Annotated in this window: 17 protein-coding genes; 10 read left to right on the forward strand and 7 right to left on the reverse strand. The window is 62.0% G+C overall.

Annotated features, from left to right (window positions below):
- Nucleotides 1–3 precede the first annotated feature (3 nt).
- The 4 genes from HX830_RS31525 (at nt 4) to HX830_RS31540 (ending at nt 6843) form a co-directional block, all read left to right on the forward strand.
- Nucleotides 4–630 (forward strand): urea amidolyase associated protein UAAP2, encoded by a 627-nt coding sequence (locus tag HX830_RS31525; protein ID WP_103495612.1) that lies wholly within the window; start codon nt 4–6, stop codon nt 628–630.
- A gap of 183 nt (nt 631–813) precedes the next feature.
- Nucleotides 814–4413 (forward strand): urea carboxylase, encoded by a 3600-nt coding sequence (gene uca, locus HX830_RS31530; protein ID WP_177104728.1) that lies wholly within the window; start codon nt 814–816, stop codon nt 4411–4413.
- Nucleotides 4410–6173, forward strand: a complete 1764-nt coding sequence (gene atzF / locus HX830_RS31535) for an allophanate hydrolase (protein ID WP_177104730.1) — start codon at nt 4410–4412, stop codon at nt 6171–6173. The genes uca and atzF overlap by 4 nt, the downstream gene beginning before the upstream one ends.
- A 178-nt stretch (nt 6174–6351) precedes the next feature.
- A complete protein-coding gene (locus HX830_RS31540) occupies nt 6352–6843 on the forward strand; it encodes a GNAT family N-acetyltransferase (protein ID WP_177104732.1) in 492 nt (163 codons plus the stop codon).
- Nucleotides 6844–6882: 39 nt separating this feature from the next.
- On the opposite strand, the gene HX830_RS31545 is transcribed toward HX830_RS31540, so the two are convergent.
- Nucleotides 6883–8157, reverse strand: a complete 1275-nt coding sequence (locus HX830_RS31545) for a glucarate dehydratase family protein (protein WP_177104734.1) — start codon at nt 8155–8157, stop codon at nt 6883–6885.
- Nucleotides 8154–9551 carry an MFS transporter gene (locus HX830_RS31550; protein WP_103495607.1) on the reverse strand — a complete coding sequence of 466 codons (1398 nt, stop codon included), beginning with the start codon at nt 9549–9551 and terminating at the stop codon, nt 8154–8156. Before HX830_RS31550 ends, HX830_RS31545 begins: the two co-directional genes overlap by 4 nt.
- 105 nt (nt 9552–9656) lie before the next feature.
- Here HX830_RS31550 and HX830_RS31555 point away from each other — a divergent pair, with 105 nt between their 5' ends.
- A complete protein-coding gene (locus tag HX830_RS31555; protein ID WP_177104736.1) occupies nt 9657–10559 on the forward strand; it encodes a LysR substrate-binding domain-containing protein in 903 nt (300 codons plus the stop codon).
- Nucleotides 10560–10578: 19 nt separating this feature from the next.
- Here the strand turns inward: HX830_RS31555 and HX830_RS31560 are convergent, their stop codons facing one another.
- The gene (locus HX830_RS31560) at nt 10579–11766 is read right to left on the reverse strand and encodes a XylR family transcriptional regulator (protein WP_177104738.1); all 1188 of its coding nucleotides are present in this window, start codon (nt 11764–11766) and stop codon (nt 10579–10581) included.
- 153 nt (nt 11767–11919) lie between these two features.
- Between HX830_RS31560 and xylA the strand changes: the two genes are divergently transcribed.
- The 4 genes from xylA to HX830_RS31580 all read left to right on the forward strand — a co-directional run bounded on the left by xylA (nt 11920) and on the right by HX830_RS31580 (nt 17105).
- The gene (xylA, locus tag HX830_RS31565; protein ID WP_177104740.1) at nt 11920–13236 is read left to right on the forward strand and encodes a xylose isomerase; all 1317 of its coding nucleotides are present in this window, start codon (nt 11920–11922) and stop codon (nt 13234–13236) included.
- A gap of 141 nt (nt 13237–13377) precedes the next feature.
- Nucleotides 13378–14379 carry a D-xylose ABC transporter substrate-binding protein gene (gene xylF / locus HX830_RS31570; RefSeq protein ID WP_177104742.1) on the forward strand — a complete coding sequence of 334 codons (1002 nt, stop codon included), beginning with the start codon at nt 13378–13380 and terminating at the stop codon, nt 14377–14379.
- A gap of 32 nt (nt 14380–14411) precedes the next feature.
- The gene (gene xylG / locus HX830_RS31575; RefSeq protein WP_103495590.1) at nt 14412–15968 is read left to right on the forward strand and encodes a D-xylose ABC transporter ATP-binding protein; all 1557 of its coding nucleotides are present in this window, start codon (nt 14412–14414) and stop codon (nt 15966–15968) included.
- On the forward strand, nt 15969–17105 hold the full coding sequence (locus HX830_RS31580; protein ID WP_103495589.1) for a sugar ABC transporter permease: 1137 nt from the start codon (nt 15969–15971) through the stop codon (nt 17103–17105).
- A gap of 13 nt (nt 17106–17118) precedes the next feature.
- Here the strand turns inward: HX830_RS31580 and HX830_RS31585 are convergent, their stop codons facing one another.
- The 3 genes from HX830_RS31585 to HX830_RS31595 all read right to left on the reverse strand — a co-directional run bounded on the left by HX830_RS31585 (nt 17119) and on the right by HX830_RS31595 (nt 22665).
- Nucleotides 17119–17958: an alpha/beta hydrolase family protein gene (locus HX830_RS31585; RefSeq protein WP_152740799.1), complete on the reverse strand. Its 840-nt coding sequence runs from the start codon at nt 17956–17958 to the stop codon at nt 17119–17121.
- Nucleotides 17955–20051 carry a tetratricopeptide repeat-containing sulfotransferase family protein gene (locus tag HX830_RS31590; protein ID WP_177104744.1) on the reverse strand — a complete coding sequence of 699 codons (2097 nt, stop codon included), beginning with the start codon at nt 20049–20051 and terminating at the stop codon, nt 17955–17957. Before HX830_RS31590 ends, HX830_RS31585 begins: the two co-directional genes overlap by 4 nt.
- A 133-nt stretch (nt 20052–20184) precedes the next feature.
- Complete coding sequence (locus HX830_RS31595; RefSeq protein ID WP_177104746.1) at nt 20185–22665, reverse strand: autotransporter outer membrane beta-barrel domain-containing protein; 2481 nt, start codon at nt 22663–22665, stop codon at nt 20185–20187.
- 244 nt (nt 22666–22909) lie between these two features.
- Here HX830_RS31595 and HX830_RS31600 point away from each other — a divergent pair, with 244 nt between their 5' ends.
- Complete coding sequence (locus tag HX830_RS31600; protein ID WP_152740796.1) at nt 22910–23941, forward strand: helix-turn-helix domain-containing protein; 1032 nt, start codon at nt 22910–22912, stop codon at nt 23939–23941.
- On the opposite strand, the gene HX830_RS31605 is transcribed toward HX830_RS31600, so the two are convergent.
- Entirely contained in the window at nt 23901–25250 is a 1350-nt protein-coding gene (locus tag HX830_RS31605; protein ID WP_177104748.1) for an MFS transporter, read from the reverse strand. The genes HX830_RS31600 and HX830_RS31605 overlap by 41 nt on opposite strands.
- Nucleotides 25251–25290: the final 40 nt, after the last annotated feature.

The following is a 25290-nucleotide window of genomic DNA, read 5'->3' on the forward strand; positions in this document are numbered from 1 at the left end:
CCCATGACCACCCACCTGCATCCCGAATCAGCCGTCTACCGGGCCACCGTCCCGGCGGGCGAGCCCTGGCTCACCGAAGTGAAGGCCGGCCAGACCCTGCGCATCCTCGACCTCGAAGGCAACCAGGCCGTTGACACGCTGTTCTACAGCGCGGCCAACCCGCGCGAACGTTACGACGTCCAACGCACCCTGCGGCGCCAGAACAACGTCTACCTGAGCACCGGCAGCGTGCTCTACTCCAATCTTGGCCGCCCTTTGCTGACCATCGTCGAAGACAACTGCGGTCGCCACGACACCCTCGGCGGTGCCTGCGCCCAGGAAAGCAACACCGTGCGCTATGCCCTGGACAAACGCCACATGCACAGCTGCCGCGACAACTACCTGCGCGCCTGCACCCACGATGGTCGGCTGGGCAAACGGGATATCAGCCCGAACATCAACTTCTTCATGAACGTGCCGGTAACGCCCGAAGGCGCCCTGACCTTCGAGGACGGCATCTCCGCCCCCGGAAAGTACGTGCAGTTGCGGGCCGAGATGGACGTGATCGTGTTGATTTCCAACTGCCCGCAACTGAACAACCCGTGCAATGGCTATAACCCCACCCCCGCGGAGCTGCTGATATGGGACTGAAACCCTGGCTCAAGCCCCTGCGGCTATGGCTGTTCACGATTTGCCAGAGTCGCTCGGGCCAGACACTGCCTCGCAAGCGGCCTTGATCGCGGTCTGGGGACGACCCCGAGACCCTTTCGAAAAACTGTGGGACGACCCGCACCCCAGCCGAGGCGGACCAGCGCCGCCTCCAGGGAATCCGTCATGTTTGACACACTGTTGATTGCCAACCGCGGTGCCATCGCCTGCCGTCTCCTGCGCACCTTGCGCGAACTCGACGTCAAGGGCGTGGCGGTGTATTCCGAAGCGGATATCACCAGCCGCCACATCCTTGAAGCCGACCAGGCCCTGAGCCTGGGTGAAGGGGCCGCGGCCGACACCTACCTGGTGGTGGACAAGATCCTGGCCGCGGCCAAGGCCAGCGGCGCCCAGGCCATTCATCCCGGTTATGGCTTTCTTTCCGAAAACGCCGCCTTTGCCGAGGCCTGCGAAGCCGCCGGGATCGCCTTCGTCGGCCCGACGCCGGAACAACTGCGGCTGTTCGGCCTCAAGCACACCGCCCGCGCCCTCGCCCGCCAGCAGGGCGTACCGTTGCTGGAAGGCAGCGACCTGCTCGACGGCCTCGACGACGCCCTGCGGGCCGCGACGCAGGTGGGCTACCCGATCATGCTCAAGAGTACCGCGGGCGGAGGTGGCATCGGCATGCGCGTGTGCCGCGACGCCAAGGAGCTGCAGGAAGCCTTTGAGACCGTCAAGCGCCTGGGCCAGAACAACTTCAGCAACGCCGGGGTGTTTATCGAGAAATACATCCAGCGCGCCCGCCACCTGGAGGTCCAGGTATTCGGTGACGGTGCCGGCGAGGTATTGGCCCTGGGCGTACGCGATTGCTCGGTGCAGCGACGCAACCAGAAGGTCCTTGAAGAAACTCCCGCACCGAACCTGCCCGACGGCATGGCCGAAGCCCTTTGCAACGCCGCCGTGCAGTTGGCCAAGGCGGTCAACTACCGCAGCGCCGGCACCGTCGAGTTTGTCTTCGACAGCGACGATCAACGCTTTTACTTCCTGGAGGTGAACACCCGCCTGCAGGTCGAGCACGGGGTGACCGAACAGGTCTGGGGCGTCGACCTCGTGCGCTGGATGGTGCAGCTGGCCGCGGGAGACTTGCCGCCCCTCGGCGAATTGGGCGCCCGCCTGCAACCTCGCGGCCACGCGGTGCAAGCCCGTCTGTATGCCGAAGATCCGGGCAAGGACTTCCAGCCAAGCCCGGGCCTGCTGACGGCGGTGAAATTCCCACCGGCCGATGGCCAGGCATTGCGTATCGATACCTGGGTCGAGGCCGGTTGTGAGATCCCGCCCTACTTCGACCCGATGATTGCCAAAGTCATCACCTGGGCCGAGGACCGCGAGCAGGCGCGCCTGCACCTGCACCGGGCGCTGGGCGAAAGCCAGCTTTACGGCGTCGAGACCAACCGCGACTACCTTCGCCAGATCCTGCTCGATGTGCCGTTCGCCAGCGGCCAGCCCTGGACCCGTTGCCTGGAAGCGCTGGTCTATCACGCCCACACCTTCGAAGTACTCAGTGGCGGCACCCAGACCAGCGTGCAGGATTATCCCGGGCGCCAGGGCTATTGGGCCGTGGGCGTTCCGCCTTCGGGGCCCATGGACAGCCGCTCGCTGCGCCTGGGTAACCTGTTGCTGGGCAACCCCGAGGGTTGCGCCGGTCTCGAGATCACCATGAGCGGGCCAAGCCTGCGCTTCAATACTGACGCCGTGCTGGCGGTGACCGGCGCGGTGTTGCCAGTGACGCTCGATGGCGCAGCAGTGGCAATCAATACCGCGCTGCGGGTCAAGGCCGGTTCGGTATTGAGCCTGGGCACCATCGCCGGAGCTGGCGCACGCAGCTATCTATGCCTGCGCGGTGGCGTGCAGGTGCCGGATTACCTGGGCAGCAAAAGCACCTTCACCCTCGGTCAGTTCGGTGGCCACGGTGGACGGGCGTTGCGCGCCGGTGACGTGCTGCACCTGGCCCCGCTGACCGACGCAACGGCCGGCGCGGTGCTTGCCGGGCAACCGCCGCTGGCGGCGCTGCGCTCTATCCGCGTGATCTACGGCCCCCACGGCGCACCGGAATACTTTACCGAAGACTACATCCACACTTTCTTCAGCACCGACTGGGAAGTGCATTTCAACTCCAGCCGTACCGGCGTGCGCCTGATAGGCCCCAAACCCGAGTGGGTTCGGGCCGACGGTGGCGAGGCCGGGCTCCATCCGTCCAATATCCACGACAACCCCTATGCCATCGGCGCGGTGGATTTCACCGGGGATATGCCGGTGATTCTCGGCCCCGACGGCCCCAGCCTGGGTGGCTTCGTGTGTCCGGTGACCGTGATCGAGGCCGACCTCTGGCAATTGGGGCAACTCAAGGCCGGGGACAAGGTGCGGTTCATCCCGACCAATCTCGCCCAGGCACGCCAACTCGCCACCGCGGCGCTGACCGCCGAGCCTCCCAGGGACGCCGCCGTGATCGGGCTGCAATCCCCCATTGTGCTGGACCTGGGCCAGGACGATACCCGCCTGGTGGCGCGCCTGGCCGGTGATACCCACCTGCTGCTGGAGATCGGCGCCGCCGAGCTCGACCTGGTGTTGCGCTTCCGGGGCCACGCCTTGATGCAGGCGCTCGAAGCCAAGGCGTTGCCGGGGGTCATCGACCTTACCCCCGGTATCCGCTCGTTGCAGGTCCACTACCAACCCGAACAACTCCCCCTGGCCCACTTGCTGGAGATCGTGGCTGGCGAATGGGACGCGGTCTGTGCTGCCCGCGACTTGCAGGTCCCCTCTCGCATCGTGCACTTACCGCTGTCGTGGGATGACCCGGCTTGCCAACTGGCCATTGAAAAATACATGACCACCGTGCGCAAGGATGCGCCGTGGTGCCCCAGTAACCTGGAGTTCATTCGCCGCATCAATGACCTGCCCGACCTGGATGAAGTACAGCGCACGGTGTTCGAGGCCAGCTATCTGGTCATGGGCCTGGGCGATGTCTATCTCGGGGCACCGGTAGCGACGCCGCTGGATCCCCGGCATCGCCTGGTGACCACCAAGTACAACCCGGCGCGGACCTGGACCGCCGAGAACTCGGTGGGTATCGGCGGCGCCTACCTGTGCGTTTATGGCATGGAAGGCCCCGGCGGCTACCAGTTCGTCGGGCGTACGCTGCAGATGTGGAACCGTTACCGCGAAGTGGCGGCGTTCTCCGGCAAACCCTGGCTGTTGCGCTTCTTCGATCAGATCCGGTTCTACCCGGTCAGCGCGCAGGAGTTGCTGCGCATCCGTCGCGATTTCCCCCTCGGTCGCTTCGACTTGAACATCGAGCACAGCCAATTGCGCCTGGCCGACTACCAGGACTTCCTGGCCAGTGAAGCGAGCAGCATCCAAGCGTTCCGAGACCGGCAACAAAGCGCTTTTTCCGCCGAAAGACGGCGCTGGATCGACAGCGGCCAAGCGCACTTCGAAAGCAGCGAAGCGCTTGTCGAGGCACCCGAAGAGGCGCCCTTGCCGGCTCATCAAACCAGCGTGGAAAGCCCCATTGCGGGGAACCTCTGGCAGGTTCAGGTCGCTGTCGGCGAGCGGGTCGCCGCAGGCGCGGCGTTGGTCGTGCTGGAGTCGATGAAGATGGAAATTCCGGTGCTTGCGCCCTGTGCCGGCATTGTTCGAGAAGTGCTCGTGCAACCCGGCTCGGCGGTGCGCGCCGGGCAACGGGTGGTCGTGATTGAGCCCGTCCCCCCTACAGGAGAAAAGCCATGAAAACCGATCTGCAACTGGACGTGCTGCGGGCACGCTACGCCAGCGGCGAATGCTCGCCACGGCGCCTGATCCTCGCCCTACGTGAACAGGCCGAGACGTTGAATCCCGACTTCAATCTGTTCATCCATCTGCTCAGTGCCCAGGAGCTGGAGCCTTACCTGGTCGCCCTTGAATCCAGCACGATGGAAAGCCTGCCGTTGTACGGCGTGCCCTTTGCCATCAAGGACAACATCGATCTGGCGGGTATCCCCACCACGGCGGCGTGCCCGGCGTTCGCCTATACCCCGCAGCGTTCGGCGACCGTTGTCCAGCAGTTGATCGACCTGGGGGCGGTGCCGTTGGGTAAAACCAACCTCGACCAGTTTGCCACCGGCCTCAACGGCACCCGCTCACCCTATGGCCCCTGCCGTAACAGCGTGCTCGCTGAATACCCGTCGGGGGGCTCCAGCGCGGGCTCGCCCTTGACGGTGGCACTGGGTTTGACCAGCTTTGCCCTGGGCACCGATACCGCGGGCTCGGGCCGGGTGCCGGCGGCGCTCAACAACCTGGTGGGGCTCAAGGCGACCAGGGGACTGCTGTCCACGGCCGGGGTGGTACCGGCCTGTCGCACCCTCGACTGCGTGACGACCTTCACCGCCAGTGCCGCCGAGGCGAGCCGCTTGTTGGCGCTGATCGCGCAGCAGGATCCTGAAGATGAATACAGCCGCGCCAATCCCGCCTGGAACGATGGCACGGCGTTCGGCAGCGTGCGGCCGTTTCGATTTGGCGTGCCACGGGCCCAGGACCTGGAGTTTTTCGGCTGTACTGAAGGACCGGGGCTGTTTGCCGCCGCGATCGAGCGCTTGCAGGCATTGGGCGGCGAAGCGGTCAGTCTCGACCTGTCGCCGTTTCTTGAGGCCGCACGGCTACTCTATGAAGGTCCATGGGTGGCCGAGCGTTACAGCGTCGTCGGCGAACTGGCGCAGACTCAGCCAGATGCCGTGCTGCCCGTGATCCATGCGGTGCTGGCGAAAGCTCCCCAGGTGAGCGGCGTGCAAACCTTCCGCGCGCAGTATCGCCTGCAGGCACTCAAGGCGCAGTGCGACCGCCTGATGGCCGGGCTGGATTGTGTCCTGACGCCCACCATCGGTCGCCCGGTGACCTTGGCCGAGCTTGCCGAAGAGCCGGTCCTGCGCAACGCCGAGCTGGGTTACTACACCAACTTCATGAACCTGCTGGACTATGCCGCCGTGGCCGTACCGAGCGGCTTCATGGCCAACGGCTTGCCCTGGGGGGTGACCTTGTTGGGTCGGGCCTTCACCGATCAATACCTGCTGAGCCTCGCCCATGCGTATCAGGGCGGCAAAAAACCTGCCCATGAGGCTCGCCATGATCAGGCCCGCCTGGTGGTCTGCGGCGCGCACCTTGACGGCCTGGCGCTTAACGGGCAGCTCAAGCAACGCGGCGCGCGCCTGCTCGAAACGACCCGGAGTTCACCGGATTACCGGCTGTACGCACTGGCCGGCGGCCCGCTGAAGCGTCCGGGGATGGTCCGGGTCGCTGAAGGTGGCGTGGCCATCGCCGTGGAGGTCTGGCAATTGCCCAGCAGCGAGTTGGGCTCGTTCCTGACCGGGATCCCGGCCCCACTGGGATTGGGTAAGGTGCAGTTGGACGATGGTCGTTGGGAGACCGGGTTTATTTGCGACGCCTATGGCCTGGAGGGCGCCACGGATATCAGCGCTTGGGGCGGCTGGCGCGCCTGGTTGTCCGCGCAGTCCTGAGTCCATCGCCTGAACAAGCGCCCCGGCATCAGACAACACTGATCCTTGGGGCGCCCAACCTCGGCGAACGTCAACGCGGTGGAATTAAGCACCCGAGTACCTCCTCATCCGCCACCTGCTTGCTCTAACATAGCGCCTCCCGTCTCCCTCAAGACCCACCCAACGACCAGGAACCGCAATGTCCACCCTCAGCTTTCGCAATGCCGCGCCGTCAGACGCTGCGCGCTGCTATCAAATCGAGTCCTGCGCCTACGAAGGCGATGAAGCCGCGACCCTGGAGAAGATTGCAACGCGCATCGCCCAGTACCCGCAGGGTTTTCTGATTCTGGAGGATGGCGGCGAGGTCATCGGTTTCATCAACAGTGGCTGCGCCCACGAGGTGGTGATGTCCGATGAGCCCTTCAAGGAACTGGTGGGGCATTCAGCCGAGGCGCCGAACGTGGTGATCATGTCCGTGGTGCTGGATCCCGCGCAGCAGGGTAAAGGCCACTCCACGCGGATGATGGACGAGTTCGTCCGGCGCATGAAGGCACTGGACAAGAAAACCATCCACCTGATGTGCAAGGAGCAGCACGTGGCGCTGTATCAGCGCATGGGCTATCGCTACGTGCAGCCCTCGCCTTCCGACCACGGTGGCATGGCCTGGCACGAGATGGTCATGGACCTCTAACGCCTGCTCGCCGCGGCCTGAAGTCGCCTTGCCCGAAAATCAAAAACGCGGCTTGAGCGCCTTCCAGTCCGGCTTGTAACGCTGCATCTGCTTCACGTCATCGCGCTGGCGGATGCCGCAGCTCAAGTACTGGTCATGCAGCTTGCCCAACTGGTCGTGATCCAGCTCAAGGCCCAAGCCGGGAGCGCGGGTGATTTTCACGCAGCCGTCGACAATCGGCAGCTTGCCGCCCTTGATCACCTCTTCATCGGGCTCCTGCCAGGGGTAATGGGTGTCGCAGGCGTAGTCGAGGTTGGGCACCGAGGCCGCGACATGGGCCATGGCCATCAGGCTGATCCCCAGGTGCGAGTTGGAATGCATGGACACCCCCAGGCCAAAGGTCTGGCACATCTTGGCCAGTGCCTGCGTGTCGCGCAGGCCGCCCCAGTAATGGTGGTCGGCGAGCACGATCTGCACGCTGTTCAAGGCCACGCTGCGGCGAAACTCATCAAAATCGGTGACCACCATATTGGTCGCCAGCGGCAGCCCGGTGCGTTTGTGCAGTTCGGCCATGCCCTCCAGGCCCGGTGTCGGGTCTTCGTAATATTGCAGGTCATCGCCCAACAGTTCGGCCATGCGAATCGAGGTTTCCAGGGACCAGTTGCCGTTCGGGTCGATCCGTAGCGGGTAACCCGGGAAGGCCTTTTTCAGCGCCTTGATACACGCGACCTCATGCTCCGGCTCCAGCGTACCGGCCTTGAGCTTGATGCTCTTGAAACCATAGGTCTCGATCATGCGCCGCGCCTGGGCGACGATCTGTTCTTCGTTCAGCGCCTCGCCCCAACTGTCCGGTTTGTAGGGCGAGTCGACATGCCGGGCGTATTTGAAAAACAGATAGGCACTGAACGGAATCTCGTCGCGGATCGCACCGCCCAGCAAGTCCACCAGGGGCACACTCAGTGAGTGCGCCTGCAAATCCAGGAAGGCCACTTCGAAGGCCGAATAGGCGTTGCTCACCGCTTTGCTGGCATGAGAGCCCGGCGCCAGTTCCGCCCCGGCGAGGCTGGTGATCTTGTTCGCCGCCACCGTGGCCTGCACGATTGCGCGCAACTGATTGAGATTGAACGGATCGAGGCCGATCAACTGATCTTGCAGTTGCTGCTGGATCGCCAGAGCCGGGGCATCGCCGTAGCTTTCGCCCAGGCCGATATAACCGTTGTCGCTCTCGATCTCGATGATCGAACGCAGTGCAAAGGGCTCGTGGATACCGCTGGCGTTGAGCAGCGGTGGATCGCGAAAGGCGATGGGGGTGACGCTGACACGTTTGATTTTCAAGAAGCTGCTCCCTGTGGGCCCAGGCCCAAGGCTTGATGACTGATCGATGTTTTGGCGGCCCGGTTCTCGGCGGGTTTACCGGGCTGCGGGCGAGAGATGTCGCCACGCGGCGCGGTGCGCGCGAAGAAGATCACCACCGCCGCCACCAGTGAAGTGGCGGCCAGGCCATAAAGCCCGCCTTCGATGGAGCCGGTGCTCTGCTCCAGGAAACCGAATGCGGTCGGTGCGACAAAACCGCCGAGGTTGCCGATGGAGTTGATCAGGGCGATCACCGCGGCGGCGATGCGGGCGTCCAGATAGCCTTGGGGAATCGGCCAGAACAACGCCGAGGCGGCCTTGAAACCGATCGCGGCAAAACAGATGGCGACGAAGGCGAAGATCGGCCCGCCGGTGGTGGACATGAACATGCCGAATGCGGCAATCACCAGGGTCAAGGCCACCCAGGCCTGCTGGTGTTTCCATTTACTGGCCATGGCGGCAAAGCCATACATCGCGATGATCGAGATGATCCACGGAATCGAATTGAGGAGGCCGACGTGGAAATCACCGATATTGCCCATTTTCTTGATCATGCTCGGTAACCAGAACGTGGCACCGTAAATGGTCAGGGCAATGGAAAAGTAGATGAAGCAGAACAAGGCGATCTGCCTGTCCGCCAACAGTTTGAACATCGATGGCTTGACCGTCAGCGCGGCTTCGCGGGCCTGCTGTTCCAGCGCGATAGCGCCCATCAATGCGGCCTTTTCCTCGTCGCTCAGCCATTTCGCCTGGCGCGGATGGGACTGCAACCAGAACCAGACAAAACCGCAGAGCACGATGGAGGCAAAGCCTTCAATCAGGAACATCCACTGCCAGCCATGCAGGCTGAAACCGTTGACGTTCAGCAGCGCGCCGGACACCGGGCCGGAAATCACCGAGGCAATGGCCGAGCCGCTGAGGAAGATCGCCATGGCCTTGCCCCGCTCGCTCGACGGTAGCCATTGGGTGAAGTAGTAAATGATCCCCGGGAAAAAACCCGCTTCGGCCGCACCGAGGACAAAGCGCAGCACATAAAAGCTGGTTTCGCCGCGCACAAAGGCCATGGCCATGGCCGCCGCGCCCCAGGTGAACATGATCCGCGTCAGCCAGGCCCGCGCACCGTAGCGTTGCAGCAGCAGATTGGAGGGAACTTCGAAAATCGCGTAACCGATGAAAAACAGCCCGGCCCCCAAGCCATAGGCCGCGGCGCCGATGCCGAGGTCGGTTTCCATATGGCTGCGCACAAAGCCGATATTGACCCGGTCGATGTAGTTGACGATAAACATCACCACGAACAGCGGCAGCACATGGCGCTTCACCTTGGCTGCCGCGCGGGCCAGCAGATTCGGCTCCGGCGGACTCTGGAGGGTATTCAAGGGCGACTCCCGATCATTGTTTTTTTAGGGACCCGCCGATCATGGACCCCGCCATTGATCCCGTCTAATCTAACCTGGCATTCGATTGATACCTGGATTAGATCAATGTTCGAACTCACGCAACTGCGTTGCTTCACCACCGTGGCGACCGAACTCAACTTCCGTCGTGCCGCCGAACGGCTGAACATGACGCAACCGCCCCTCAGCCGGCAGATTCAACTGCTGGAGCACCATCTGGGTGTGGCGTTGTTCACCCGCTCGACCCGCAGCGTGGCCCTGACCGCCGCCGGCCGGGCTTTCTTCATCGAAGCGCAGAACCTGCTGGAACGTGCCCAGCAAGCCGCCGCAAGCGCCCGGCGCTTTGCCGAAGGGGATATCGGCTCGGTCAATATCAGCTTCATCGGCAGTGCGGTGTACGAATTCCTGCCCAAGGTCATCGCCGAGGCACGGCTCAAACAGCCCCATGTCAAAATCGAGCTGTCGGAGATGAACACCTACCAACAACACGAAGCCCTGCGCGCTCGCCGTATTGACCTGGGCATCGTCCGCGCGCCTTTACTGGAGCCGGGCTACGCCACCGAATGCCTGGTGCGTGAGCCGTTCGTGCTGGCCGTCCCCAGCAGTCACCCGCTGGCCAGTGCTGAAACCGTGTCCGTCCAGGACCTCGATGGGCAACCCTTCCTCATGTATTCCCACTCCGCCTACCCGCCCTTCAATGAGCTGCTGACCGGCATGCTCCGCTCCGCCCGCGTTGCCCCGCAGTACGTGCAGTGGCTTGGCTCCTCGCTGACCATCCTGGCCCTGGTCAACGCCGGCATGGGCCTGGCCCTGGTGCCTCGCTGCGCCACCAGCGTCGTATTCAAGAACGTGGTATTTCGCAGCATCGATCTGGGCGAAGGCGTGCAAAGCGAGCTGCATCTGATCTGGCGCGAGAACAATGACAACCCGGCGTTTGCGATGCTGTTGGAGGGGATTCGAAAAGCGGTGCGCCAGGGTTGGGGAGGATGAAATCCGGCTGACCGTTCGCTCAATGAATCGCTACGTGGGAGCCCTGCTGATACTCCCGCGGCGTACAGCCGAACTCTCGACGGAACACCGTGTGCAGGTATTGCGCCGATTTGAAGCCGCAATTCTGCGCGATATCGGCAATCGCCGAATCCGTGTGTTCCAGTCCATTGGCCGCCGCCGCCAGTTTGAAGCGCAGGATCTCGTCGTGCACGCTGCAGCCGCGCACCGTCCGAAAGTGCGACTCCAGCGATGAGCGCGACACGCCCACGTACGCGGCCACCTGCGCGGTCTTGATACCCTGGCAGGCGTATTGGCGGATAAAGAGCAGCGCCTGCATGACGTAGGGATCGCCCAACGGTTGATGCAGACTCGAGGCCTGCACATTGATCGCATCCGGGGGGATCAGTATCTGCGTGCCCGTGGACGGCATGCCGTGCAGCATCTGATGGAGCAGGTGCGCGGCGGTCCGGCCCATGGTCTCGGTGCCTTGGACCACTGAACTCAGCGGCACCCTGGTCAGGCTGCGGGTCAGCGGGTCGTTATCAATGCCGATCAAGGCCACCTGCTCCGGCACGGCGATCCCGGCGGTCAGGCAGGCTTGCAGCAGCTGCCGGGCACGGGCGTCACTGACGGCGATGATGCCGATGGGTTTGGGCAGGCTTTGCAACCAGGCGATCTGCTGTTCGACGGCGCTGTCCCAGAGCGGCGCGCTAGTGCCCATGCCGCGATAGACCTCGACAGGCAAACCATCACGCTTGAGCAGCCGGCGAAAGGCTTTTTCCCGCTCCTGCGCCCAGCGATTGGCTTGCGCTTCAGGCAGGCTGAAGCAGGCAAAGCGGGTCAACCCGGCCTCGATCAGGTGCTCGTAGGCCAGTTTCATCAGTGCGTCATTGTCGGTGGCGACATAGGGAATGCCCTTCGGATAGGCGCGCGCATCCTGATAGGACCCGCCCACCGCCACCACTGGCAACTTGATCCCGGCCAGCGCCTCGCCGATCAGCGGGTCGTCGAAGTCGGCAATGATCCCATCGCCCTGCCAGCGCTCGATCCCTTTCAACCGACAGAGAAAATCCTCCTCAAGGAACAGGTCCCAGGATGCACGGGTGCTGCTCAGGTAGTTGCCGATGCCACTGATAATGCCGCGATCGTAGATCTTGCTGCCGTTGAACAACAGCGCAATACGGTGGACGGGCGGGACGGTTTTCATTGTTTTGATCCTGGACCGGTCAACACAGACTAGGCGCGCAAACGACGAATCTCAATACTCAAAATCGCACTGCGCCTTGATGATTTTCATAATTTTCAGCCACCGGGCCGTTGCTAGTATCGGGGTACAGCCAAGAACAACAAGGACATTCCAATGCCGTTCTTCCCCGTTGTCGACAAGATTCGCTACGAAGGCCCCAGCAGCGACTCACCCTTAGCCTTCCGCCACTACGACGCCGACAAGCTGGTCCTCGGCAAACCCATGCGCGAGCACCTGCGCATGGCGGCCTGCTACTGGCACACCTTCGTCTGGCCGGGGGCGGACATGTTCGGTGCCGGCGCCTTCAAGCGTCCGTGGCAGCATGCCGGGGATCCGATGGAGCTGGCCATCGGCAAGGCCGAAGCAGCCTTCGAGTTCTTCTCCAAACTGGGCATCGACTACTACAGCTTCCACGACACCGATGTCGCCCCGGAAAGCAACTCGCTGAAGGAGTACCGCAATCACTTCGCGCAGATGATCGATCACCTGGAGCGCCATCAGGAACAAACCGGGATCAAGCTGCTGTGGGGCACCGCCAACTGCTTCAGCAACCCGCGCTTTGCCGCGGGCGCTGCCAGCAACCCCGACCCGGAAGTGTTCGCCTGCGCCGCCGCCCAGGTCTTCAGCGCCATGAACGCCACCCAAAGGCTCAAAGGGGCCAACTACGTACTGTGGGGCGGTCGCGAGGGTTACGAAACCCTGCTCAATACCGACCTGAAACGCGAACGTGAACAATTGGGGCGCTTTATGCGCATGGTGGTCGAGCACAAGCACAAGATCGGCTTCAAAGGCGACCTGCTGATCGAACCCAAGCCCCAGGAGCCGACCAAGCACCAATACGATTACGACAGCGCCACGGTCTTCGGCTTCCTGCACCAGTACGGGCTGGAAAACGAGATCAAGGTCAATATCGAGGCCAACCACGCGACCCTGGCCGGGCACAGCTTCCATCACGAGATCGCCACGGCCGTCTCATTGGGGATCTTCGGCAGCATCGACGCCAACCGCGGCGATCCGCAGAACGGCTGGGACACCGACCAGTTCCCCAACAGCGTCGAGGAGATGACCCTGGCCACCTATGAAATCCTCAAGGCCGGCGGGTTCACTAATGGCGGGTTCAACTTCGACTCCAAGGTCCGTCGCCAGAGCGTGGACGAGGTCGATCTGTTCCACGGCCACGTCGCGGCAATGGACGTCCTCGCCCTGGCCCTGGAGCGCGCGGCGGCCATGGTGCAGAACGACCGACTCCAGCAATTCAAGGATCAACGCTACGCCGGCTGGCAGCAGCCACTCGGCCAGGCGGTGCTGGCGGGTGAGTTCAGCCTCGAATCACTGGCCGAACATGCCTTCAGCCACGAGCTGAATCCGCAGGCCGTCAGCGGTCGGCAGGAGATGCTCGAAGGTGTGGTGAATCGTTTCATCTACCCCTGAAGGCGGGCGAACCCTGGCGTCGCGGTGACATTCTCACGACAAATCCATGCTCGCGGCGCCCTGCGACGCTCTACAGTTCCACCGGCAGCTTATTCATCGCCAGGCAGTGTCTTTCCAACAACAATAAAAGGACGCACCATCATGAACGCACTAAAACGCACTCTGCTCGCCAGCGCTCTGGCCCTGCTCTCGCTACCGGTCATGGCCGATGCCGCCCACCCGAAGATCGGTTTCTCCATCGATGACCTGCGTCTGGAACGCTGGTCGCGAGACCGTGATTACTTCGTCGCGGCGGCGGAAAAAATGGACGCCAAGGTCTTCGTGCAGTCGGCCGATGCCAACGAGCAGAAGCAGATTTCGCAGATTGAAAACCTCATTTCCCGTGGTGTCGATGTGATCGTCATCGTGCCGTTCAACGCCACCGTGCTGACCAATGCCGTCGCCGAAGCCAAGAAGGCCGGGATCAAGGTGGTGTCCTATGACCGACTGATCCTCAACGCCGATATAGACGCCTATATCTCCTTCGATAACGAAAAGGTCGGCGAGATGCAGGCCAACGGCGTGCTGAAAGCGGCGCCCAAGGGCAACTACTTTCTGCTCGGTGGCGCGCCCACGGACAACAACGCCAAGGTCCTGCGCGAAGGCCAGATGAAAGTGCTGCAACCGGCCATCGACAAGGGAGATATCAAGATTGTCGGCCAGCAGTGGGTGAAGGAATGGAACCCCACCGAAGCCCTGAGCATTGTTGAAAATGCCCTGACCCGGAACAACAACAAGATCGATGGCATCGTCGCCTCCAACGACGCCACCGCCGGGGGGGCCATCCAGGCACTGGCCGCGCAGCAGATGGCCGGGAAGGTGCCGATCTCGGGTCAGGACGCAGACCTGGCAGCGGTGAAACGGGTGATCGATGGCACCCAGACCATGACCGTCTACAAGCCGCTGAAACTGATCGCCTCGCAAGCAGCCAAGCTCTCGGTGCAACTGGCACGTAACGAGAAACCCAGCTACAGCTCGCAATCCGACAACGGCAGCAAGAAGGTCGACACCATCCTGCTCACTCCGATCCCCTTGACCAAAGACAATATCGACCTGCTGGAAAAAGACGGGTTTTATACCAAAGCGCAGATTGCCGGACAGTGACCCACCGAGCTGTACCCTGTGAGTACCTCGCTATGTCCGACTACCTGCTGCAAATGAATGGCATCGTCAAATCCTTTGGCGGTGTCAAAGCCCTGAATGGCATCGATATCAAGGTCAAGCCGGGGGAATGCGTGGGTCTGTGCGGCGAGAACGGCGCCGGCAAATCCACGCTGATGAAAGTCCTGTCGGCGGTCTACCCCCATGGCACCTGGGAAGGCGAAATTCTCTGGGACGGGCAGCCGCTCAAGGCGCAGTCCATCAGCGACACCGAAGCCGCCGGAATCGTCATCATTCACCAGGAGCTGACCCTGGTCCCCGACCTGTCGGTGGCCGAAAACATCTTTATGGGGCACGAGCTGACGCTGCCCGGCGGGCGCATGAACTACCCGGCGATGATCCACCGTGCCGAAGCCTTGATGCGTGAGCTCAAGGTGCCGGACATGAACGTCTCGCTACCGGTTTCACAGTATGGCGGTGGCTATCAGCAACTGGTGGAAATCGCCAAGGCGCTGAACAAGCAGGCGCGCCTGCTGATCCTCGATGAGCCTTCATCGGCCCTGACCCGCTCGGAAATCGAGGTGCTGCTGGATATCATTCGCGACCTCAAGGCCAAGGGCGTTGCCTGCGTCTATATCTCCCACAAGCTGGATGAAGTGGCCGCCGTGTGCGACACCATTTCGGTGATCCGCGATGGCAAGCACATCGCCACGACCGCCATGGCGAACCTGGACATCCCGACGATCATCACCCAGATGGTCGGACGGGAAATGAGCACGCTCTACCCCACCGAACCCCATGAGATCGGCGAGGTAATTTTCGAGGCGCGCCACATCACCTGCTACGACGTCGACAACCCCAGGCGCAAACGGGTCGACGATATTTCGTTTGTCCTCAAGCGCGGGGAAATCCTCGGTATCGCCGGGCTGGTCGGTGCCGGTCGCACGGAACTGGTGTCGGCACTGTTCGGCGCTTACCCCGGCCGCCATGAAGGTGAAGTCTGGCTGGACGGCCGGCCGATCGACACCCGCACGCCGCTCAAATCCATCCGCGCCGGCCTGTGCATGGTCCCTGAAGACCGCAAGCGCCAGGGCATCATTCCGGACCTGGGGGTCGGCCAGAACATCACCCTGGCCGTGCTGGGCAACTACTCGAGAATGACCCGTATCGACGCCGAAGCCGAACTGGGCAGCATCAACAAGGAAATCTCGCGCCTGCACCTCAAGACCGCGAGCCCGTTCCTGCCGATCACCAGCCTCTCCGGCGGCAATCAGCAGAAAGCCGTGCTGGCGAAGATGCTCCTGACCAACCCCCGCGTGCTGATTCTCGATGAACCCACCCGCGGGGTGGATGTCGGCGCCAAGTATGAGATCTACAAGCTGATGGGCGCGCTGGCGGCCGAAGGCGTGTCGATCATCATGGTGTCCTCGGAGCTGGCCGAAGTGCTGGGCGTTTCCGATCGCGTCCTGGTGATCGGCGAAGGCCAGCTGCGCGGCGACTTCATCAACCACGAACTCACCCAGGAACAGTTGCTCACCGCCGCCCTCAGCTCTCCCGATGACCATAACAATAATGATCGGAAAACCGCGTAGATGAATCAGCTCAAACAACTCTTCACCCGCTACAAAATGCTCGCGCTGGTGATCGCCGTGGCGATTATCTGGCTATTTTTCAGTTGGCAGACCGACGGTGGGTTTCTGACCCCGCGCAACCTCTCCAACCTGCTGCGGCAGATGTCCATCACCGGGATTCTCGCCTGCGGCATGGTGCTGGTGATCATCAGCGGCGAGATCGACTTGTCGGTGGGCTCGTTGCTTGGCCTGCTGGGTGGCCTGGCGGCGATTCTCGACGTGATCTATCACGTACCGCTGTTGGCGAACCTGGGCATTGTCGCCCTGTGCGGATGGATGATTGGCCTGGCAAACGGCTTTATGACCGCCTACCTGCGCATCCCGTCATTCATTGTGGGCCTGGGCGGCATGCTGGCGTTTCGCGGCATTCTGCTGGGGATTACCGGCGGCACCACCATCGCCCCGGTATCACCGTCGCTGGTCTATGTCGGCCAGGGTTATTTGCCACACACGGTCGGGACAGGCCTGGGCATACTGCTGCTCGCCCTGACACTTTTCCTGACCTGGAAACAGCGCCGCAATCGGGCCCTCCATGGCCTGGTGGCACACTCGCTGGTGCGTGACGTCTTGCGCGTGGTGTTGATCGGCGCGGTGCTGGCCGGGTTCGTCCATACCCTGAACAGCTACGACGGGATCCCGGTGCCGGTGCTGCTTCTGCTGATGCTGCTGGGGGTGTTCAGCTACATCACCAGCCAGACCGTGTTCGGACGACGCATCTATTCGGTGGGCAGCAATATGGAAGCCACGCGCCTGTCCGGCATCAACGTGCAGGCCGTCAAGCTGTGGATCTTCGGCATCATGGGCCTGATGTGCGCCCTCGCCGGCGTGGTCAATACCGCGCGCCTGGCCGCGGGCTCACCCTCGGCCGGGACCATGGGCGAACTCGACGCCATTGCCGCCTGCTTCATCGGCGGCACCTCCATGCGCGGTGGCTCGGGCACCGTTTACGGCGCCCTCCTCGGCGCGCTGGTCATCACCAGCCTGGACAACGGCATGTCCATGCTCGATGTCGACAGCTACTGGCAGATGATTGTCAAAGGCAGCATCCTGGTGCTGGCCGTATGGGTGGATGTGAGCACCCGGAACGGGCGACGCTGATCAGGCAGCGCACTCAACGACTCGAGGAGCACGGCAGAGCGATAAGCAGTAATTGCGGCCAGAGGCGCGCCCAATCGCTTTCATGACCCATGCCCGGCACAATCTGGCTATAGGCGCAGACACCGGCAGTGGCGCTGACAAAACGCCGCGCAATCACCGGCGGCACGACACTGTCATCGCCTCCGCTGAAGTGAAGCTGAGGGATGGACGCCACCTGGCGTGCAACGTCGATGGCATTGAGCGACTCCGGCATCGCCGACACCTGATGCAGGCGATTGACTTCGGCGTGATCGAGGTTACCGGCCACGGTGCGCAACGAGGCGATATCACTACGCCTGGCAGCAATCAATACCGCCAGGGCGGCACCTCCCGAATAACCGACCAGATGGATGCGCTGGCCTGGCACCTGGAGAGCAAAGTGGCTCACGGCCTGGTTCATCGCCACCACCACGTCCTCGGCAAAGCGCTTTTGCGTCCAGTAGGCTTTATCACAGCGCGGGCTGATCGCCAGCGGCGTGAACTGACAGGGGCGTGCCAGGTACACAACATTGGGCCCCGGATCCGCCGCCGCCAACGCCAGGCCCTCGGCCTGATGCGGCGTTGGATTTTCCGACGGCGTGGTACGTGAGCGCCAGGCCAGGCCATCGCCCTCGATGTAGAGGTTCAGCGGCAGGTCAGGACGGGTTATCCGGTAAAAACTGGTCAGCACAAAGCTGTCGGTATCGACCTGTTCTCGCTGCAGGTGCGCACTGTGCGCCAGGGTTTCGGCATGCCGGTTCGGATCGGCACAGCCGGCGAGTATTCCCAGCAACGCACACAGAAAAGTGAACAGCCCCCAGTTCAAGCCTTTCATGCCTCGGCAAGGCCCAGCGCCGCCAACAGCGACCCAAGCTGTTCGGCATGGGCATGCCAGCGGCCTTTCGAAGTCTTGTAGAGGGGCTGGCGCACCTGATTGACGCTGGCGGTACGCACCACGCGCCGGGTCTTGTGAAAGTCCAGGCAGGCCTCGTCCCACGGCAGGTCAATAAAGCTGATCAAGCGCTTGGCCTGTCCTTCAAGGTCGTCCAGTACCGACTCGTAGTCCACTTCAATAAAGGATTCGGCGGGCAGCAGCTGGCGCCAGTGACTCATCAAGGCTTCATAATCGCGATAGAACTGCCCCAATTCGGTCTGGTCGTAGCTGAACGGCTGATCACCGCTGAATTGCTTGCTGTAACAGGACAGGCAGGTATCCACCGGATCGCGGCGGCAGTGAATGATACGGGCACCAGGCAGGATCAGCGGAATCAGGCCGGCATAGACAAAATTGCCCGGCATCTTGTCCACCAGGCGATCCCGTGCGTCGACCAGGGGTTTGATTCGCTCCAGGTAGTCATGACCGATCCTGGCCAGATCCGGCGCCGAGCCGTTGGCCAGGTTTTGCGGAAATCTTCCCTGGTTTTCCACCGCCAGACGCAGCGACGACAATTCCCCCGCGCCCTGCACCCGCGGATGGGAGGCCAGGATCTGCTCGATCAGGGTAGTGCCGGAGCGTGGCATGCCGATGATAAAGACCGGCAGCGACGATGCCGCTCCCTGCCCTTGCCGCGCGGATTGAAATTCATCGGTGAACAACCCGGCAATGCTCTGCATCCATTGCCGCGTGGTCTGGGAATCATAGGCAAAGGTGGAGCGCTTGAGTCGGTTTCCGCTATCCAGGTGATGGAAGGCTTGCGCGGAATCGCCCGTGTCGAGATACGCCTTGCCCAAGGCAAAGTGAGCCAACAGTTTGTCGGCCAGCAGCAGACCGCCCTCGCGCACCAACCCGGCCTCCATGGCCGCGATATCGGTATCACCGGGTTTAAAGGTCTTGCTGTCCGAACGCCCCGTCAGTGCGCGGATCGACCCCGGAAACGCGCTCAGCGCCTGTTCGAAGGCCACGGCGGCCTCTTCCTTGCGGCCACTTTCCAGGAGCAGCGTGCCCCGTGCGATCATCGCCTCTTCGGTCACCGAGCCAGGCAACGCCACCGCCTGATTGAAATGCTCCAGGGCCTGATCGTGCAGGCCGCTGGCCTGAAGCACATTGCCCATGGCGTTGTGCACACTGGCGTCATTGGGTGCCAATGCCAACGCTTGCCGCGCGCAGTGCAGGGCCTCGTCGAAGAGTCCGCCCTTTTTCAAGAGCATGGCCCGTGCCGTGAAGCCACCGACATGGCCGGGGGCAACCCGGTACAGTGCATCCAACCAACGCAACGCTTCGCCATGGTTCAAGCGTTGAGTTTCGGCTTCGGCGATATTCAGGTACGCATCGACCAGCCGCGGGCTGAGTTCGACAGCTCGTCGTCCGGCCGCCACCGCCTCATCGAAATGCCCTTGTGAACTCAGTAAAAAACACAGGTTGCTGTAGGCCTCGGCGTAATTCGGGTCGAGGTTCAACGCCTGCTTGTAATGCCAACCGGCGTGGTCTTGTCGATCCAGGCGGCGATAGGTATTGGCCAGGTTGTTATGGGCTTGTGCCACTTGCGGCCGCAGCGCCACGACGCGCTGCAGACACTCGAGGCTGTCGTCCAGTTTGCCGCTTTCCTGCAGGATGATCCCCAGGTTGCTCCAGGCATCCACCAGCGCGGGGTCCAGCGCAACAGCCTGTCGAGCCGCCTGTTCGGCCTCCACCAGCAGGCCTTGCTGGCGGCACATCTCGGCCAGGTTGCTGAAGTAGATCGCCGGTGCGCTCAGTGTTTGGCAAGCCTGGCGCAGGTAGCTCACGGCCAACTCCAGACGACCGAAGGCGTGGGCAATCAGCCCGAGCAAATGCAGGGCATCGGCCTGTTGCGGCCATTGCCCCAGGATCCGCTGGCACAGTTGCTCGGCCTGTTGTGCCTGGCCCGCGTTCCAGTGTTGATGGGCCAGCGTCATGGCTTCGGCAAACGTCAGTTGTGGAGTACCGGGAGTTGTCGGTGTGCCGCTCATGGGGGGCCTTCAAATAGGGAGTAGAGACTACTGTGCAAAGGATTTTCGTCCACATCCGCTGCCCACTGACGGATAAACGCCCATTGTTCATCACTGAACAACAGGCGTTTTCGGTTAGGCGCAATGTAGCGGATCAGAAGTTCCAGCGCACCTGCACATCACCGGTATTGGCGGTGTAACCGCTTGCCGCCTCCAGGGTGTACTTCACCCCCAGGCTGAGGTTTTCGCTGTGCAGCAGGGTCACGCCCAACGCCAGCACGCCGGTGTCGGCAATCGCTTTCGCGCCCGGACTGGTGAAGCTGGTGGCGCCCGAGGTGTCGGCGGCATAGTTGGCGACCGATTGCAGGCCGTTGTCGTGGTACTCATGCCGCCAGGTCAGTTGCGCCGAAGGCACCACGCTGCCGTAAGAGGTGGCGAAGGAACGCTCCAGCTTGGCGCCCAGGTCGCTCTTGAGCGAAGTGGTGTTGCTGGAGTCCAGGTGCAGCGCCGCGCCATTGCCGCCGCTCTCGGTGTAGCTATCCTGACGCAAGGTGCTGTAGGTCAAACCGGCAATCGGCGTGAGGATGGTGTGAGCCAGGGTCGGGCCGAGGTCGATCGGGTAGCCAGCCTGGGCGGAAGCAATGTACTGCATCCCGTCATGCTGACCTTTGGCCGCGCCGTTGAAACCGCTGAAACTGATTTCACGCTGGGTATCGTACTGATGCTGGATGGCCCCCAGCGACAGGTCCAGATACCACGGCTGGCCCTGGTAGCTGGCGTAGCCGAACAGACCGTAAGACTTCACATCGGCGGAACTGCCGCTGTTGTCGCCGTCGTTGTTGACCGTGGTCTTGGTGTAGCTGAACAGGCCACCGGCGCGCCAGCTGTCGTTGAACGCGGCATCGGCGCCCAGCAGGAAACCGCTGTAGCGGGCGTGGTAACCGGCGATATCGTCGCGTTCACCCAGGCGCGAACTGCCGCCGAAGGCCTGGCCCCAGAGCCCGGTGTTGCTGGCGCTTTCGCCTGTGGCGACACCGCTGCCGACGCTGTCGTTCTGTGCGGTGCGCAACCCATCGAGGTGCGCCGCGGCGACATTGAGCACTTGTACGGTGGAAGCGGTCGACGCCTGGGTGGCGGCACTGGCGTTCGCGGTCGGGCTCAACTGGGCCCCGGCGTGGTTGCCAGCGGCCGAAGAGTCGAGGGCGGCAGCGGCGTTGAACAGGTTCATCAAGTCGGCATTCAGACCGTCGTAATGGAACAGCCCGGCCAGGGGGGCGGTGCCATTGGCACTGGTGGCCTGGTTGAGCGGCGCTGTCGACCCCAGCGTTACCAACAAGTCGCTGTTGGCGCCATCGGCCACACTGGTGCCCGCTGCGTTAAAACCCGCAACCGTGTAGTGAAGGGTGTTGGCGTTGTAGTTCGTCCCCGTGGAGTTGGCTTGAATCACCACGTAGCGTTGGCCTTGGGCAAAACCATAGCTGCCCAGCTTCTGCAAACCGATCGTGGAACCCGAAGCGATGTTCGCGCTGCCGGACACCACCAGGCGGCCGTAACCGCTGTCGGTGGCAACATTACCGGTGGTCACGGCATTGTCGGCCACGCCGAGGATCAGGCTGGCGTTGGCGCCCTGCTGGTAATTGCCGTTGATATGGATCGTGTTATTGACCTGCAGCGTGGCCGCCAGGTTGGACACCGTATGGGTAGGGTCACCCAAAACGGTGATGTTGTCATTGAGCAACAGGTTGCCAGAGCCAAATACCAGGTTCGAGAAACTATTGGTGATCTGACCGATGTTGCTGGTGCTCACACTACCGTCGCCTGCTCCCGTCAGGATGCCGAACACCGAGCCTGTACCGCCGTTGATTGTCAGGCTCTGCGCCGCGTCATTGCGGATCGCGCCGGCGATGGTCCCGGCATTGGTAACAGTGCCCAGAGTCGCCGCTGAAATGTTGTAAAGGGCGTATAGGTTACCCGTGATGAAACCGCTGTTGTTCAGGGTCCCGATGCTGCCGGCGTTGTAAATACCCGTGCGCCCGCCAGAGATAATGCCGCCAGTCTCGTTGTTCAGCGAGCTGAGAGTAGCGGCGCCGCCGTTGTAAATACCCACGAGCCCGCCAGAGATAGTGCCGCCCGTCTCATTGTTCAGCAAGGTGAGGGTACCGAAGTTAGCCACACCGTTGGTGTCACTGGAAATACTGCCGCTGTTGCTCAGTGTCCCGATGCTGCCGTAATTGTAAACACCAGAGGAGGAGCCACCGTGAATGGTGCCGCTGTTGCTCAACGTCCCTATGTTGCCGCCGTTGCTAATACCCGTGTCGCCGCCAGAGACGGTGCCGCCCGTCTCATTGTTCAGCGAAGTGATGGTACCGCTGTTGTAAATGCCACCGCTGCCGCCAGAGACAGTGCCGCTGTTGCTCAACGTTCCGATACTGGAGGAGTTGACAATCCCGTTAACGCCGCCATTAATGCTGGTCCCCAGCGGATTGTTCAGCGAGGGGAGCGGGGTGCTGTTGTTAAGACCAATAGCAGGAGGGGTGGCACTGGCCTGACCTGCGGCCAACGCCGAGGCAATGGCGATGGCCAGGACCGTCAAGCGGCCTGGTGTTCGTGATGATGGATGTCTGGACGAGTGCATGCGGTGTTTTCCCCAACGGTAATAAAAGGGTCATTGTGATTTTCGGGATCGACCATGCAGAACAGCTCGTCCTCCTGAATCACGGCCTGACTGGCAGCTTTTTAGGCGCTAATTTTTCAGGGTGGCATTTTGCCAGATTTTCCGGAAAGCACTTGACCGTGCGTATCAGTTGCTGAACTTTTTTGAACCTGAGTGTAGCGTTGCGCTAACGTGTGGCGACCGACGCCTTGGCGGAGACAATTGGATGGATAGCCCCGCAATCAAAGAGCCTTATGGTGGTCCATGGCCTGTTCTCGAACTCCAGCACCATCACTTCAATGTCAGTGGTGAGCCAGTACCTCGGCAGTTGCTGGCCTGGCGGGAGCGGGTCGGCCATGTCATCGATGTGTTGCCTTCATTGACGCAAGTCGAAGCCCCTTTCCAGGGAGTCATCGACCGATACGATCTCGGCACTGGGCGCTTTACCGATTGCCTCAGCGATACCATGGTGCTCGATCGTTCAGTGGCACGTATCTCCACGGATACCCAGCGCGATTATGTCTTTCAGGTATTCACGTCGGGGGGGATCGAGTCCGTCGGGAGGGGCGGCCTGTCACTTCGTCAAGGGCATTCGACCGCCAGTATTTTCGTCACCGATCTGAATCAGCCGATACGCATGCAACGCAGCGCTTGCCGGGTGCTGACATTTTTCGTACCCCGACCGGTTGTGGACGCTGCCTTCCCCCATGCAGAAGCCATCCACGGCAGAGTGTTTGAAAACGCTTCTCCCCTGATGCAATTGTTCATTGAGCAGGTGTTGGCGTTTTCCAGGAACCTTCCCGGACTGAGTGCACATGAAGCGGGCAGCACCTTCGATGTGAGTGTGCAACTGCTGCTCGCCGAGCTTGGCAAACAGAGCAAACTCAGCGGCAATGCACGTGCCGCGGTGCGCGCGGCCATGTTCGACAAAGCCCGACGTTATATTAAGGCCAACCTCCATCAAGCCTCACTGTCCCCCGAACGTTTGTTGGAAGCCCTGCAATTACCCCGCCTTACGCTCTATCGTCTGTTCGAGCATGAGGGGGGGCTCGGCGCCTATATTCGCAATCGCCGGCTGCGCGAAGCGGCCGATGAACTGGTCAAATCCCCGAACGTGCCGGTGACGGATATCGCTTATGGGCTGGGTTTCAAAAGCGCTTCGGACTTTAGCCGAGCCTTTCGTCGGACCTACGAAATGGCACCACAGGATCTGCGGTTCATCGCGTCGCAGCGTCTGCGCAATGGTTCGCGGATCTGATCGAGCGTAGTCGTTGAAGGCTGTCTGGAAACAGGATCAGTGCGAACAGACTGATACACATGACGGCCAACAGATACCAGGCAGGCGCCATTGGATTGCCGGTCACGCCGATCATCCAGGTCACGATAAAGGGGCAAAAGCCGCCAAAAATCAGTGTTCCCAGGCTATAGATCGTCGAAATGGAAGTCGCCCGATAATGACGGGGGAAGGCTTCCAACATCATCACCGTGGTGGCGGCGTTGCTACACAGCAACAGCAGCGAATAGCCACCGATGAGCAGCAATGAGAGCGGCTCGCCAATCCCTGTCGTCAATAGCAGGAAAACCGGGTGAACCAGTACGATGCTGCTGATCATCGTCCAATACTGGATCGGCTTGCGCAGGCGTTGCCTGTCGGCAACGCGGGCCAGTAGTGGCACACCGATGAAAATCAGGGTACTCGACAGACAGGCGGACAGCAGGCTGACGGCCGCCGGCATATGCAGCGTGCCGACCAGGTAAATGGGCATGTAAAACACCAGTATATAAATGCCCGCCGTCGGTGTTGCCATCAACAGGATGCCTAGCCAGAACGGCCGGGAGTGGTGCGCCAGGAGTGTCTTCATGGCCGGGCGGCGGGACTTTTTTATCGCAGCATCAGGCATTTGCCGACGCAGGTACCAGCCGACCGGTCCGATCAACAGTCCAACGGCAAACGGAATGCGCCATCCCCACTGGAGCAGTACCTCAGGGCTCAGCAGCATCGTGGTCAAGGCGCCGACCAGAGCCCCTGCCAACACGGCGGCGGCCTGGCTCGCCGCGCGCCAGCTGACCCCATAACAACGGTTTTTCCGGGCGGTCAGCTCCATCAGCACCACCGAGGAAACGCCAATCTCGCCGCCCACCGCGAACCCCTGCATCAGCCGCGCGGCGACGATCAGTAGCGTGGCCACCGGCCCCATGACGCTATAGGGCGGCGCAAACACCATCAACGCGGTGCCCAGCGTCATCAATGCGATAGAACAGGTCAGGCCCGCCTTTCGCCCTTGGCGATCGGCCAGATGACCAATGAACAACGCGCCGATCGGACGCATCGCGAACCCGGCGCCAAAGGTGAGCAATGACAGCAACAGCGATGCAAACGCGTTGCCGGAAGGAAAGAACAACTTGCCGATGGCCACTGCCGAAAAGCTGTAGACCGTGAAATCATAAGTCGCCAGGCCATTACCGATAGCGGCGGCCAGGACCAGACGTCTTTTTTTCGTGTGTGCCCGCGCTGACAACTCGAACAGGGGCACTGGAGCCAATGGAGAGACGATGGGGTTATGCATTTACCCTGCTCTTGAATAGCACTCCAATCAGGACAGGCTC

Origin of the sequence: Pseudomonas gingeri (assembly GCF_013385425.1) — a bacterium.
Lineage (GTDB): Bacteria > Pseudomonadota > Gammaproteobacteria > Pseudomonadales > Pseudomonadaceae > Aquipseudomonas > Aquipseudomonas gingeri_D.

Coding starts and splice junctions, on each gene's coding strand:
- HX830_RS31525 (WP_103495612.1), top strand. CDS start 4: ATGACCACCCACCTGCATCCCGAATCAGCCGTCTACCGGGCCACCGTC.
- uca (WP_177104728.1), top strand. CDS start 814: ATGTTTGACACACTGTTGATTGCCAACCGCGGTGCCATCGCCTGCCGT.
- atzF (WP_177104730.1), top strand. CDS start 4,410: ATGAAAACCGATCTGCAACTGGACGTGCTGCGGGCACGCTACGCCAGC.
- HX830_RS31540 (WP_177104732.1), top strand. CDS start 6,352: ATGTCCACCCTCAGCTTTCGCAATGCCGCGCCGTCAGACGCTGCGCGC.
- HX830_RS31555 (WP_177104736.1), top strand. CDS start 9,657: ATGTTCGAACTCACGCAACTGCGTTGCTTCACCACCGTGGCGACCGAA.
- HX830_RS31560 (WP_177104738.1), bottom strand. CDS start 11,766: ATGAAAACCGTCCCGCCCGTCCACCGTATTGCGCTGTTGTTCAACGGC.
- xylA (WP_177104740.1), top strand. CDS start 11,920: ATGCCGTTCTTCCCCGTTGTCGACAAGATTCGCTACGAAGGCCCCAGC.
- xylF (WP_177104742.1), top strand. CDS start 13,378: ATGAACGCACTAAAACGCACTCTGCTCGCCAGCGCTCTGGCCCTGCTC.
- xylG (WP_103495590.1), top strand. CDS start 14,412: ATGTCCGACTACCTGCTGCAAATGAATGGCATCGTCAAATCCTTTGGC.
- HX830_RS31580 (WP_103495589.1), top strand. CDS start 15,969: ATGAATCAGCTCAAACAACTCTTCACCCGCTACAAAATGCTCGCGCTG.
- HX830_RS31585 (WP_152740799.1), bottom strand. CDS start 17,958: ATGAAAGGCTTGAACTGGGGGCTGTTCACTTTTCTGTGTGCGTTGCTG.
- HX830_RS31590 (WP_177104744.1), bottom strand. CDS start 20,051: ATGAGCGGCACACCGACAACTCCCGGTACTCCACAACTGACGTTTGCC.
- HX830_RS31595 (WP_177104746.1), bottom strand. CDS start 22,665: ATGCACTCGTCCAGACATCCATCATCACGAACACCAGGCCGCTTGACG.
- HX830_RS31600 (WP_152740796.1), top strand. CDS start 22,910: ATGGATAGCCCCGCAATCAAAGAGCCTTATGGTGGTCCATGGCCTGTT.
- HX830_RS31605 (WP_177104748.1), bottom strand. CDS start 25,250: ATGCATAACCCCATCGTCTCTCCATTGGCTCCAGTGCCCCTGTTCGAG.